The following is a 14176-nucleotide window of genomic DNA, read 5'->3' as shown; positions in this document are numbered from 1 at the left end:
AAACAGAAGAAAGAATAATATAAATACAAAACAGAATATGAGAATAGGTAGATTTTTGATAGCTGCAGTGATTTCGGCATCTGCTGCCACTGCCATGGCTACACCACAAGCCGATAAAGGTAAAATGGATCAGTTTATTGACAACCTGATGGGGAAGATGACTTTACAGGAGAAGATCGGTCAGCTCAACCTTCCTGTGTCGGGTGAAATTGTTACCGGACAAGCTAAGAGTAGTGATGTAGCCGGAAAGATAAGAAAAGGCCAGGTCGGCGGCCTTTTCAATGTGAAAGGAGTGGATAATATTCGTGAAGTACAAAAGATTGCCGTAGAACAGAGTCGTCTGAAAATTCCTTTGTTGTTTGGTATGGATGTCATTCACGGATATGAGACTGTTTTCCCTATTCCTTTGGCACTCTCTTGTAGCTGGGATATGGAGGCTATCAAAGAATCCGCCCGTATAGCAGCCAAAGAATCCAGTGCCGATGGTATTTGCTGGACTTTCAGTCCTATGGTTGATATCTGTCGCGATCCTCGTTGGGGCCGTATGTCTGAAGGTGGAGGTGAAGACCCTTATTTAGGTTCGGAGATATCGGTTGCTATGGTAAAAGGTTATCAGGGTGACGATCTGACGGATAAGAACACCATCATGGCTTGCGTGAAACACTTTGCCCTGTATGGTGCACCCGAAGCAGGTCGTGACTATAACACAGTGGACATGAGTCACCTAAGTATGTTCAATAATTATTTTCCTCCTTACAAAGCAGCTATTGATGCAGGTGTGGGTAGTGTGATGACTTCTTTCAACGTGGTCGATGGCATTCCTGCTACCGGTAATAAATGGTTGATGACCGATGTACTGCGTGACCGCTGGGGATTTGATGGTTTTGTGGTAACAGACTATACAGCTATTTCCGAAATGATTGCTCACGGGATGGGAGATTTGCAACAAGTATCTGCCATGTCGCTTAGTGCCGGAACCGATATGGATATGGTGGCAGACGGGTTCCTCACTACTCTGGAGAAGTCTCTGAAAGAAGGAAAAGTAACAATGGCTGAAATAGATAAAGCCTGCCGTCGTATTCTCGAAGCGAAATACAAGCTCGGATTGTTTGATGATCCTTATAAATATTGTGATGCAAGCCGGGTAAAGAGAGATATCTTCACTGCGGAGAATCGTGCTGTAGCCCGTAAAATAGCTACTGAAACATTTGTGCTTCTGAAGAATGAAAACAACCTGCTCCCATTGCAGCGTAAAGGTAAAATAGCTCTGGTTGGTCCGTTAGCTAATACAAAGGCCAATATGCCGGGTACATGGAGTGTGGCGGCTGCTTTTGATAAATACAATTCCTTGTATGATAGCATGAAGCAATCATTGGCAGGCAAAGCGGAAGTACTTTATGCAAAAGGATCGAATCTGATGTATGACGCCCAAAGAGAGGCAGAAGCTACCATGTTCGGTCGTGAGATGCGTGATCCGCGTAGCGCACAGGAATTGTTGGATGAGGCTCTGAATATAGCTTCGCAGGCTGATGTAATTGTAGCAGCTGTCGGTGAATCGTCTGAAATGAGCGGTGAATCCTGTAGTCGTACTAATCTTGAAATGCCGGATGCCCAGCGCGATCTTCTGATAGCATTGAAAAAGACAGGCAAACCGATTGTTTTGGTCTATTTTGCAGGTCGCAGCACTGTGATGACTTGGGAGCAGGAAAACTTCCCAGCTATATTGAATGTATGGTTCGGAGGCAGTGAAGCAGCTGATGCGATATGTGATGTTGTATTCGGAGATGTTTCCCCGAGTGGAAAACTAACTACGACTTTCCCGAAGAATGTAGGACAAATTCCTTTGTATTACAATCATCTGAATACAGGTCGTCCTTTGGAGGCAGGAAAGTGGTTCAGCAAATTCCGTAGTAACTACCTTGATATAGACAATGAACCTCTTTATCCATTTGGATATGGTCTGTCATACACCACATTCCGGTATGGTGACCTCCAACTTAGTAATAACTCTATGAATGAAAATGGTAAGATAACGGCTTCTGTCACTGTAACCAATACGGGCAACTATGATGCTGATGAAGTTGTACAAATGTATATCCGTGATATGGTAGGAAGTGTAGCGCGTCCGGTAAAAGAGTTGAAAGGCTTCGAACGTATTCATTTGAAGAAAGGAGAAAGCCGTACTGTTTCTTTCGATATCACTGCAGAACAACTGAAATTCTATAATAGTGCGTTGAATTGGGTATGTGAACCGGGTGAATTTGAAGTGATGGTTGGTGGAAATAGCCGCGATGTACAAACAAAGAAATTCAGTTTGCAATAACATAGCTAAAGCGACGTTTTCAATAAGGTTAGTTTAGGTATATTCATCAAATATGGTCAAACGATAGAAAGAGAATGGAGTCTCAATTTATTGTTTGACCATATTTTAATAAGTATTTTGAATGTAGGTAACCTTTGTCTGCTTACATTTTTAGTTTATTGAACCTCGAAACTTCCCTTCAACCGAATATCCTCCGAAGAAGCCCCCACCATCACCGAGAAACTTCCCGGCTCTACTGTAAACTGATTATTCTTATCCCATAACCCTAAGTCTTGAGGAGTAAGGGTAAAGTTAACCGTTTGTTCTTCTCTCGGTTGCAAATGAATACGTTCGAAACCACGTAATACTTTATCGTAGGTTGTTACGCTACTAAAATCATCACGGATATAAAGCTGGACTACTTCATCCCCTGCTTTCTTTCCTGTATTCTTTACAGTGCATGAAAGAGTGATATTCTCTTGTGCCCCGATAACCGGTTTAGAGATTTTCAAGTCTGAATATCCGAAAGTCGTATAGCTTAAACCATATCCGAAAGGATAAAGCACACCGGCAACACGGACTTTTCCTTTTGAATCCGAACCCGGCTTGAATGGGAATGCAAAAGGAATCTGTCCCACTGATTTCGGGAAAGTAACTGCCAGACGTCCGCCCGGGTTATAGTCTCCGAAAAGAACTTTGGCGATGGCATCTCCCATGAATTCGCCGGGGAACCAAGCATGAATGATGGCAGGGACATATTTGTTTGCCCAGTTGATAGTAGCTGCTCTTCCGTCTACCATTACCAGAACGACTGGTTTTCCTGTGGCATAAACAGCTTCCAATAATTGCTGTTGGCGTCCGCAGAGATCGAGATTGGTACGTGAGAATTCTTCCCGAACCGTCTTCTCATTTCCACCTAATACAAGGATAGCGACATCCGAAGCCTTTGCTAATTCTACGGCTTCATTAATCATCGCTTGCTCTTGTGTATCTAATGGAACATTGTACAGTTCACTTTCCGGGAAATACTTATCAATAATATCACAGCCTTTTGCATAGCGAACTTCTGCATTGGGCAGATATTCTTTGATTCCCTGATAGACAGTCTTTATAGATGCATTGGCGGGACCGTATCTGCAAGTCAGTTCTTTCACTTCTTCCGCATTCGGGCCAATCACAGCTATTTTGCTGAAGTTCTTGGATAACGGAAGCATTTGATTCTCATTCTTCAAAAGTACGATAGATTCTAAAGCTGCTCTCATAGATACATCCTGATGGGTGGCATTATGCACTACCACTTCCGGGCGACGGTCATCACCGGGATATGGATTATCAAAAAGACCCATCATAAACTTGACACGGAGAATCTCACCAACACGTTGATCGAGCGTATGCAGAGAGACTTTGCCCTCACTAATAGCACGGCGTAATGGAAGAATAAAGTCCTGTGGCGGAGTGAAGTTCGTGCGGATATTCAATCCGGCATTTACCACTTGTGCCGCCATTTCTTCTTCTGTGGGAGTGATACGATGTTTAGTATGTAGAAATTCCACCGCTTCACTATCCGAAACTACATATCCTTTAAATCCCCACTGCTGACGCAGAATTTCCGTGAGGAAATGATAACTTCCGGAAACAGGCTCCCCGTCATAGTCGTTGTAAGAACTCATGACGCCCAGTGCACCCGCTTCCTGAATACCTTTACGGAATGGTTCCAGATACAGAGTCTTCATCTCACGCGGAGCCACGTGCGGATCGGTACGTGTACCTCCGTCGCGTCCACCGACCGGAATACTATAAACGGCGAAGTGCTTCGGAGTGGCAACGATTCCTTCACTTTGTAGACCAAGAATCATTTGCTTACCCAATTCGCCTACCAGATAAGGATCTTCTCCGTAACTTTCAACTACACGTCCCCAGCGAGGATCTTGTGCGATGTCCAGAATCGGAGCATAAATATTGGTATATCCGAGTGCTTTCGCCTCATCAGCAGTGACTTTCGCAATTTCCCGGATCAGTTATTTTGTTCCACGTGGCACCTTGCCCGCATTGAGCGGGAAACATGGTAGCCCGGTCGTGACATAATCCGCGTATTCCCTCGTTGGTAAAATCGACCGGAATACCCAGTCGTGTCTGTTCCACAAACCAGCGCTGAACGGTGTGGCGATTCTTCACACTGTTGGCATACGGATAGGAGATTTCAGAACCGAACTTACCCAGTCCGTTGGCCTGTTCGTCGATATTCCCGATACCGTCTTTCCAGATTTCTGTCGACCATCCGTCGGTAGGCCATGCATCTTTCAGTACCCGTCCCGAACCGTAAAGAGTAGCCATCTGACAGGTCTTCTCTTCCAGTGTCATTTGCGAAAGCAAATCCGCAATACGGGCTTCGATAGGAGCGGAGGGATCTTCGTATACGTCCTTTACACCGTTCTTGTTGAAGTCAATCCAGGTCTTTTTGTATATATCCTTTGAGTTGTTTCCGGATTTCTTACCGGCAGGTTGGTTGGTTGCCGAAACGCTGCCGGTATAAACACTTCCGGCAGACAATAACAGGGCGAGACATAGTAATTTCTTCATATTTATTTTATTTCACTGTAAGTATAATGCTTTGCAGATCGGTATCTCTTGAAGAAGCTCCCACCATAATCTTGAAAGTTCCTTTTTCTACTCCATAGTGCATATTAGCGTCATAGTAGGACAGCATTTCGGGAGTGAGAGTAAATGAAACCTCTTTCGTTTCTCCTGCTTTCAAAGGTATGCGGGCAAAGTCCTTCAACTCCTTTACAGGGCGAGTAGCAGAACTGTATTCGTCGCGGATATAGAGCTGGACCGTTTCTTCACCATCCATTTTTCCGGTATTCGTGACATCTACAGTTACTTTCACGCTTTTGTCAGGAGTGGTCGTTGCTTCAGACAGTTTGAGGTTCTCATATTTATACGTCGTATAACTCAAACCGTAACCGAACTCGTACAAAGGTAATGAATTTCCTGTTGCATACGGAAACCAATGGTTGGTAAATTTATGATTGTACATACATTGAATCTGTCCGGTGCTTCTTGGAATCGTAATCGGCAGTTTACCGCTTGGGTTCACTTTTCCGTAAAGAATTTCCGCCAAAGCCTGACCCCCGGCTACTCCCGGCTCCCATGCTTCGATGATACACGGCATATTTTCATCTATCCATTCGGTAGTCAGCGGACGGCCGTTGACAAGGATAACGACTGTCGGAACCCCCGTAGCAGCTACAGCTTCTACCAGTTCCTGTTGACGTCCCGGCAAAGAAAGCTCGTAACGGTCACTGTTCTCTCCACACGTCTTCTCGTTCCAATGATAACGCATTGAGTTTTCTCCTACCACCAGAATCGCCAGATCGGAGCTGCGTGCCTGTTGCACTGCTTCCTTTATTTGATTGTCCGATAGCAAACGTACATTCCAGCCGAGATCAAGGAAATTATAATTCGTTTCGGGGCTGATAGCTTTCAGACCTTTCAATACGGTAGTGACATGTTCTTCCGGCTGTTCCATTGCCCAGTCACCTAAGATAGACTGATTGTTGGCATTATGTCCGGTAACAAACACTCTCTTATATTTCGAAGCATCCAATGGCAGCATATTACCTTCATTTTTCAACAGGACGATAGACTTCCGCGCTCCTTCCAGTGCCGTTTGCTGATGTTTCTCATTAAAGACAATTTCATCTTTCTTTTTCAGGTCGATAAACGGATTCTCGAACAATCCTAACCTGAATTTAACTTCCAGAATCTTAGAAACGGCAGCATCTATCTGCTTTTCAGGAATACTCCCTTCTTTCACACATTCAATGATAGCTTCGTAGAATTCCGGTCCATGCATGTGCATTCCCATTCCGGCATCTACACTGATCCGGTAAGCGTCTTTCAGCGTTTCGGCTACGTTGTGATAGTCGTGCATGCGCTCAATATCCATCCAGTCGCTGACAACAAAACCGTCAAACTTCCACTGATTGCGTAATACTTCCGTCATCAGATACTTATTTCCGTGACAAGGAATCCCGCTCAACTCATTATGAGCCGTCATCACTGTAAATACCCCCGCTTCCAGACAATCTTTGAAAGGCGGGAAAAATACCTCCTGCAACGTTCTTTCCGATAACTCGGCAGGAGCACCGTTGATTCCGTTGGCTGGCTGACTGCCACCTACAAGATGCTTTGCACACGCAATCACTTTATCGTTTCCCGTGAAATCCTTTGTCTGGAATCCGCGTACGGTAGCCGCCCCCATCTGTCCTACCAGATAGGGATCTTCGCCGAATGTTTCGCCCACACGTCCCCAGCGAGCGTCACGTGCCACTTCCACGTTCGGAGTGAACGTCCAGTGCATACCGCTGGCACGCATTTCAATAGCAGTCTCCCGTGACATCCGTTCTACCAGTGCAGGGTCAAAAGTAGCTGCCTGTCCGATAGGAGTGGGGTAAATGGTCGAACCACGATACAAACCGTTTCCATGAATGGCGTCAATGCCAATCAGGAGTGGAATCTTCAGGCGGCTTTGCTGTGCCAGCGATTGCAGATAATTGGCTTCTTCGGCCTTTACCACGTGCAGGAACGAGCTAATCAGTCCTTTTTTCGTCATCTCTTCCACATCGGAAGAATGTAGATTGGGATAGAAACCCTGCGAATGACTGTGTTTCAAGTCTTCGGCAGACATATCCTTTTCTGCTTTCTTCATGTGTTCCAATCCCACGTATTGGCACATTTGGGCAACTTTTTCCTCCAATGTCATTTGAGACATCAGGCTGGAGACACGTTCGGACACAGGCAGCGTAGGATCGGTGTAATCTTTGCTTTTATCCTGACAAGCTAATGTGGAAATGCCGATAGCACAACAAATTCCCATAGCGATGAATGTTTGTCGCATATTTCTTTCTTAATTTGAATGATTATTGTTATCTGAATGACTATTATTTAGTTAACAAATCGAGTACCTCCTGTTCAATCACGTTTCCTTGTGAATCGCAGAAACCGAATCCTGCTTTATATTCCCAATAAGAGTAGGAGATGTGACGATCCTTCAAGATAGATACTACGTCCCGTATCCATTCCATTCTGTCGGCAGCCGGAGTCTTTTTGTAGCAACCGAATTCACCGCAGTAGAGTTGTACGCCGAGACTGGTAGCTTTCATCTCCGCTTTCAATACGAGTGACTCAAGCGTGGTTTTATCATACGTTCCCATATAAGGAGTCACCAGTTTTTGCATTGCTTCGGATAGTTGGTTGAAGTCCGCCTCTTCTATCAGTTCGCCCGGATAGTGAATGGGTACATTCAGGTCTTTTTCTTCCGTCCACTCGGCTTGGTAGTGCGTGAGGGGATGCGGGTTGTAGAAGTGGAAACTCAAGATGATATTCGGGTCACCGCCGGGAATAGTCAGTTCGTTGAAAGTGTTGACACTCTGCCAGCGGTTAGAGCCGATGATGAGTTTACGTTCGGGTTCCGTTTGCCGGAGTTCACGAATCAGTTGGGCGGAAAGAGAGTTCCATTGTGAGGCGTAAGGGGCTACCGGTTCATTCAATAACTCGTAGGCAACGAGATCGTTGGGATACTGGTTCAGTTCTTTCGCCAGCGTTTTCCATAAGTCGAGATATTTGTACTGGGCGTCTTTGTCTGTCCAGAGTTTGGGGACAACGGTGGTAGTTCCACTTTCAGGGTAGATCTTGTTGTCACCAGTTTTACTGTCGGAGAAGAATACATCGTCGAAATACATTGTTTCTCCTTCTTCCGGACGGAGAGCCACGCGACCGCAGTTTTTGTTATAGTTGGATACATCTACGGCGATTTCTTCCCATTCATTTGCCGTAGTATTGGTATATCCGTAGTAACCGTCGTTCGTATTGTTCTCGTCACTCAATACAACGGTAATAGTGCTTTTGGTGCTTTTGTATATTTTGGCGCGCAGGTACTTGAACTGCATTTTGCCTGACCCGACAGGAATAATGGAAAAATCCTTTTTCTTGGCGTTCGACCAAGTGTCCACTCCTGATTTTCGTACCACAGAGAACACCCTGTTGCTGGTGTTTATACCGCTTTTGCTGGGATTATCTACATTGTTCACCGTCACGCCGGAGCCATTGGCAAACCATCCCGCCCATTTCATATCTTCAAATGTGTCGTAGAAACTCTCAATCGGGTCGCCCGATGTAGTGACCGTTGTATTGAAGTTGTGATCGCGCAATACGTGCAGGTCTACAATCACTTTCATTCCGGCATCCCGACACCATCCTATGGCATTGTGCAACAGTGTGAATGCTTCCGGTATCTTCTGACCGTCTTCCGTGAAGAACAGTTTTTCGTCTATCGGCAGACGGATGTGGTCGAAACCGTATCCTGCCAGCTTTTGTGCTTCGGCTTGTGAGAAGCCGTTGGCGGGGATGGCGTCTACCTGCGACAGCCAGTTACTGATATTCACCCCTTTGTTGATGGCAAAAGGAACATAGTTTTGCGGTTCTCCTCCGTTGCTGATTACTTCATCTTTTTCGGAACAGGAGGCTATCAGGCATGCAAACAGACAGGCCAGATAGATTATAAGTCTTTTTTTCATACAATTCTTGTTTTAATGGTTTACTCTGTTGCTTCGGTTACTTGGATAATAGCTTCACGGGTGGTTTCCTTAGTCGGCGTCTTTACAATCAGTTCGAGGTGGAAAGTGCCGATAGTCGAAGGAATGTACGTCAATCCTACTCCCTTATGAATTTCCCTTCCATCCAGATACCATGTCCCCTCGCATAGTTCGGCAGGAGTGTATTGTACATTGATGGAAAGCACCTGATTCAATGGAATACTGAATTTACCCAACGTGCCATCCTCCTGCTTGTCCGGCCACCGGCCTAGTATGCGCGGATATTCGTCAGTAGTCAGTACCGGAGTGTCTATATCGTCGCTGCAACCACTCATGGCAAACAGAGATACCAGCAACGTGCATATAAATATTATTTTCTTCATAATCGTTTTTTCTTTTAGTGTTGATGATCTTAGGTTTATTTGTCCCACCATACCGGTGAATTCCAGTCGTCTTTGCCTCCCATAGCCTGGATGGCAGATTGATAACCCTCCGGATTGTACGAACTTTCAAAGAGCGGGTAGCAGAGACGCAGCGGTGTAGTCTGCGAATCAATCGTCACTGCCCCGTAATGGGGAGAAGGAAGCAACACCGGAATGTCTGTTCTTCTCCAGTTGGCATATCCTTCGGGGATATTGTTGAAGTGCAGAATCCATAATTGGGTGTTGATAGCAGTAAGCTGTGCATCCAATCCGCTGGCAGGTAGTGAATTAGCCTGCAGATAGGTATCGATGACCTGATCGTCAAAAGTCTTGGCACCGAATTTCTCCAGGAAATGGATGGCTGCGCGTACTCCGTTTTTATAATGGGTGGAAGCGTCGGCACCTGTTGTGATGTCTCCTGCCCAGCGGGCTTTGGCTTCCGCCAGTAATAATTCCGCTTCCGCGTATGTCATAACCACTCCGGGCATATCGCCTTTCAGGAAAATGTTGTTGAGCTGCGGACGGGTAGCTTTGTCCTGCCATTTATTAGTCAGCTTGCTCCAATAACCCTCCGGCCATGTCCCGTTGCTGTACCAGAAATAACCCGGGTTGCAAGGCTGAAACTTGGCTGCTTCCGTATTCTGCATTTCCTCCGTCAGATCCACACGTCCGAATGGGTTGTTTGCCGAACTTTCGTCATAACAACGTCCGAATACAAACTGCCGCGGGTCGGAAGTAGCGTCCAGCTGTTTCCAGAATGTGCTGCAGAGATAAGCCGTAGGATATGCTTCGCGACCTCTCCATAGTTGGGCGAGCCCGTTTCTGCGGAATTCGTTGGATGCCCAGTCCTGAATATCGGTGTAAGCAATCAGGGCATCGTCAGCGGCCGATTGCATCAGACCGGCTTCCTGACCGACAGCTTTGATGGCTTCTGCTTTTGCCAGTTCCGGGTCTGCGTTTACGATGCGCATTGCATAGCGCAGGTGCAGGGAGTTGGCAAAACGTTTCCATTTGTCGATATTCCCTTGAAAGATAATATCTCCCGTGACCTTGTCACCACTGGCGGTCAGAGCATCTGCCGCTTCGCCGAGTTCTTTCAGGAAATCCTTGTATATCAGTTCCTGTTTGTCGTAGGCAGGTTTTACGTTACCGGTGATAAAGCCTTTACCCGCTTCGAAGTAAGGGCAGTCGCCGTACATATCCGTCAGTATGGAGAAAAGATATACTTTATAAATACGGGCAACGGAGTGGATGTTCACTTCCCGTTCGTTATCCTTGGTCTTGTCCAGAATGTCGACAATGTTCTTGATGAGTGCCGGGTACATCAGGTTCCATGTGTTTCCCATTTCCGCATCATTTTTGCGATACTGTCCGCCATAGTTGGTGGTGTTCCAGTCGCCCTGCATATATTGTGCGAAAGCAGCCAGATAGAATGGATAGGGCTGGCACATTTGCCAATGTCCCCATGTTTGCAACTGAATCATAGACAGTTGCTGGTTCGGGTCGGTAGAGGACGACTTGGAAGGGTCTGTATTCAGTTCCTCAAAGTCGGTGCAGGCTCCCAGCAACAGACCGCATATACATAATATACCGAAGGCGATTTTATAGATTGTTTTCATGATTGCTTACTATTAGAATTTTACGTTAACATTGAAACCATAGCTTCTTCTGGATGGCAGCGAGCCGTATTCCAGTCCCATACCCGAGCCGTTGTTGTAGTTGGAGTCCGGGTCGATGTTCGGTACGTTCTTGTAGATGATGAACGGGTTACGTGCCACGAACGATACGGATACGGCATCAAACACCTTGCTGATCCATCTTTTGGGCAGACGGTAAGCCAACGTAATTTCGCGCACCTTTACGTAAGAGTTGTCGTAGATAAACGGAACCGGAGTCTGATCGGCTATATGTTTCCAATATACTTCGGGGTCGACAAACTTCTTGTTTTCCGCGAAACTTCCGTCCGGCATTTCTACCACGCCCTCTACTACATAACCGCCTGTCGCTTCCCAATTACTTTCTTTCACTCCGGCTTGCAGTCGTTGCTCTTCCGATTCATACCAGCCGTCGCGTCCTGCAAGAGTGGCTTTGTCTTTTCCGGTCATGTAAGAAGAGCGGGCGGACATGGAATAGACATCGGCGCCTACCTTAATATCGAAGATGGCAGACAGGGAGATGTCGCGGTAAGTCAGGTTGGTGGTGATACCTCCTGTCCATTTCCAGGTGGCGTTGCCCAGCACTCGTAAGTCTTCCGTCACTTTCGGAAGTCCCGTAGAAGCATCTACGATAATCTGTCCGGCATCATTTCTAAGGAAGTCTTTACCGAGGATGGAACCATAGTTCTCCCCTTCTACGGCAGCTACCTTTACATTAATCCAACGTGCCGATTCCAATTCAAATTCTTTAATACCTGAAGCTAATCTTTTTACCTTATTACTATTCTTTGAGAAGTTGATATTCAAGTCCCATGAGAAATCTTTCGTCTGTATGGGGCGTGTGTTCAGTGCGATTTCCACTCCTTTGTTCTCTATTTCTCCTGCATTAATCAGCATGGAGTTGTAGCCGGAAGTTCCTGTGGTGTTGAGGCGCATAATCTGGTTACTACTTTTTTGGGTGTAGTAAGTGAAATCCAGTCCGATGCGGTTTTTCAGGAATTTCAGTTCCAGTCCCACTTCGGCAGAGTTGGTCTTGGTCGGTTTCAGGTCTTTGTTCGGAATCGTCGTATTGGCGATTTGAGACAGTGCGTACCCTGAATAGTTTTTGGGAGACAGTTCGTAGGACAGTCCCAATTGGTAAGGATCTGTGTCGCTACCTACCTGTGCCCATGAAACTCTCACTTTACCGTAAGGCAATAGCGTCGGATTGATCTTGAAGAATTCCGAGAACAGGAAACTTCCTGATACCGATGGGTATAAATAAGTATTGTTTCCCGATGGCAGAGTGGAAGAGTGGTCACCGCGTAGCGTGGCGTCGAGGTAGACGAAGTTGCCGTAAGCAAGGTTGATAGAACCATAGAGAGAGTTAATCTGTTTGCGGTAGGTTCCTTCGGTAATCTCTTTGCTTGTGAAGCTTTGCAGGGCAATGACGTCACGCATCACCATCTCTTTGGCAGTTACAATCTGTGTTTTGTTGTCCACTTTATAGAGGTTGCCGCCGATGGTTACTCCATAGTCGAATTTCTTATAACTGTTGTTGTAAATAGCCAATGCTTCTATGTTATACATTCTGTTTTTGAAATCGCTGATTTGCAACTGTCCCTGTTCAAATCCCGGTGAGGTGGGGGCTGCATAGTCTTGGAAGTTCATGAAGTTGATGTCCGCACCACCGGTCACTTGAATCTTGAAGTGTTCGTTGACGTTGTAACGTACCAATGCCGAACCCATGAACTTGTCTTTTCCCGATTCATTGGTCATTTCGTTGAGCACCCAGTAAGGGTTGAGGTTCCATACGTCGCGTCCGTTCCAGTCGTAGTAGTTGCCGTCGGCATCTTTGTAGTTGTCGCGCAGCCATTTCTGGTCGTAGGTGGTTGCCAGAGACATCAGGTTCTTGGCAGGGTTGGCACGGTGGTCAGACAGTGCGGGACGGTTCTTTACGTCTTCACGCGTGTAAGTCACCTTGAAGTCGAGGTCTACTTTCTTGTTGATCGTAGTGTTGGCACGCAGATTCAGCGTGTTACGGCTCATCTTCGTGTTTGGAAGAATGTCTTTGTTGCGCATATCCGTATAAGTGGCGCGGATACCCGTGTCATCTTTCACGGTGCTGACAACGATTGTGTTGGTAGTGGTCATACCGGTTCTGAAGAAACCGTCGATATTGTTGGGAATGACAACATACGGGCGGGTCACTCCGTCGAAATACGTCAGATTCAGTCCCGGATCAATCTTCGGTCCCCAGTTCTTGTTCGAAGAATATTGGTCGTCCGTACCGTTGATGCGTCCGCCGGTTCCCTGACCGTAGACGTACTGTATATCGTCCCACTTCGTTAATTGTTTCTCGAAAGTAGTGGTACTGTTCAGTTCCACTGCAAATTTCTTTTTGGTACTTGCTTTCTTGGTAGTGATAAGGATCACACCGTGAGAAGCGCGGCTACCGTACAAGGCAGATGCCGCCGGACCTTTCAATACGGACATACTTTCAATATCGTCCGGGTTGATACTGGAGATACCGTCGCCGAGGTCATAACCTCCGTATTGTCCGGCACTGCCATAGTTGCTGTTGTCCAAAGGCACTCCGTCCACCACATAAAGCGGTTGATTGTTTCCCGTCATTTCCGTGCTACCGCGAACGATGACGCGAGATGAACCGGAGGGGCCTCCGGCAGTCTGACTGATAACCAGTCCCGGAATCTTTCCTGCCAGCGAGTTGATGACATTGGTTTCCTTTGCTTTTTCAAGTTCTTCACCTTTCACTTCACCGATGGAATAGCCGAGTGCTTTCCGTTCACGCTTGATGCCCAGTGCGGTAACAACCACTTCGTCGATGATTTTGCTGTCTTCTTTCAAGACGATTTTAAGATTGGATTGTCCTTTCACCTGTACTTCTTCCGAACGATAACCTACATAACTGACTATTAATGTAGCGTTTTTGGAAGCGTCGATGCTGAATTGACCATTGAAGTCGGTAATCACTCCCTGCGAAGTACCTTTAACGGCGATGCTGGCTCCGATTAACGGTTCGCCTTGTTCATCCGTAACAGTACCTTTTACTTTGGTAGTTTGCTGTACAACTTGATGAGTTACTTCGTCTTCCGCATATCCATATATGGGTATGAATAGCAACAGACAGAGAAATAGGGTTAACTGCTTTTTCATCTTAATAGATTATTAGATTGTTGATTTACGTCGCAAATATAGGGC

At 46.3% G+C, this 14176-nt stretch carries 6 protein-coding genes and 1 pseudogene; 1 reads left to right on the top strand and 6 read right to left on the bottom strand.

Features of this window, described 5'->3' with window-relative positions:
• Nucleotides 1–37 precede the first annotated feature (37 nt).
• Entirely contained in the window at nucleotides 38–2323 is a 2286-nt protein-coding gene (gene bglX, locus AB3G73_RS16370) for a beta-glucosidase BglX (protein WP_367745232.1), read from the top strand.
• A 155-nt stretch (nucleotides 2324–2478) separates the two neighbouring features.
• On the opposite strand, the pseudogene AB3G73_RS16365 reads toward bglX, so the two are convergent.
• The 6 genes and pseudogenes from AB3G73_RS16365 to AB3G73_RS16340 form a co-directional block, all read right to left on the bottom strand.
• Nucleotides 2479–4882: pseudogene (locus tag AB3G73_RS16365) on the bottom strand (glycoside hydrolase family 3 N-terminal domain-containing protein).
• Between the two features lie 7 nt (nucleotides 4883–4889).
• Nucleotides 4890–7202 carry a glycoside hydrolase family 3 N-terminal domain-containing protein gene (locus AB3G73_RS16360; protein WP_367745231.1) on the bottom strand — a complete coding sequence of 771 codons (2313 nt, stop codon included), beginning with the start codon at nucleotides 7200–7202 and terminating at the stop codon, nucleotides 4890–4892.
• A 43-nt stretch (nucleotides 7203–7245) separates the two neighbouring features.
• The gene (locus tag AB3G73_RS16355; protein ID WP_367745230.1) at nucleotides 7246–8880 is read right to left on the bottom strand and encodes a cellulase family glycosylhydrolase; all 1635 of its coding nucleotides are present in this window, start codon (nucleotides 8878–8880) and stop codon (nucleotides 7246–7248) included.
• A gap of 20 nt (nucleotides 8881–8900) precedes the next feature.
• Nucleotides 8901–9281 carry a hypothetical protein gene (locus AB3G73_RS16350; protein WP_007757599.1) on the bottom strand — a complete coding sequence of 127 codons (381 nt, stop codon included), beginning with the start codon at nucleotides 9279–9281 and terminating at the stop codon, nucleotides 8901–8903.
• Nucleotides 9282–9316: 35 nt separating this feature from the next.
• A complete protein-coding gene (locus tag AB3G73_RS16345) occupies nucleotides 9317–10939 on the bottom strand; it encodes a SusD/RagB family nutrient-binding outer membrane lipoprotein (RefSeq protein WP_367745229.1) in 1623 nt (540 codons plus the stop codon).
• A 12-nt stretch (nucleotides 10940–10951) separates the two neighbouring features.
• Entirely contained in the window at nucleotides 10952–14131 is a 3180-nt protein-coding gene (locus AB3G73_RS16340; RefSeq protein ID WP_367745228.1) for a SusC/RagA family TonB-linked outer membrane protein, read from the bottom strand.
• Nucleotides 14132–14176: the final 45 nt, after the last annotated feature.

Origin of the sequence: Bacteroides sp. L008, from assembly GCF_040812255.1 — a bacterium.
Classification (GTDB): Bacteria; Bacteroidota; Bacteroidia; order Bacteroidales; family Bacteroidaceae; genus Bacteroides; species Bacteroides vicugnae.
The sequence above is the reverse complement of the archived record's forward strand: the minus strand, read 5'-3'. Positions and strand labels throughout refer to the sequence as shown.

Excerpts from the sequence above, each read along its gene's own strand:
- AB3G73_RS16355 (WP_367745230.1), bottom strand. The coding sequence starts at position 8,880 with ATGAAAAAAAGACTTATAATCTATCTGGCCTGTCTGTTTGCATGCCTG.
- AB3G73_RS16350 (WP_007757599.1), bottom strand. The coding sequence starts at position 9,281 with ATGAAGAAAATAATATTTATATGCACGTTGCTGGTATCTCTGTTTGCC.
- bglX (WP_367745232.1), top strand. The coding sequence starts at position 38 with ATGAGAATAGGTAGATTTTTGATAGCTGCAGTGATTTCGGCATCTGCT.
- AB3G73_RS16345 (WP_367745229.1), bottom strand. The coding sequence starts at position 10,939 with ATGAAAACAATCTATAAAATCGCCTTCGGTATATTATGTATATGCGGT.
- AB3G73_RS16340 (WP_367745228.1), bottom strand. The coding sequence starts at position 14,131 with ATGAAAAAGCAGTTAACCCTATTTCTCTGTCTGTTGCTATTCATACCC.
- AB3G73_RS16360 (WP_367745231.1), bottom strand. The coding sequence starts at position 7,202 with ATGCGACAAACATTCATCGCTATGGGAATTTGTTGTGCTATCGGCATT.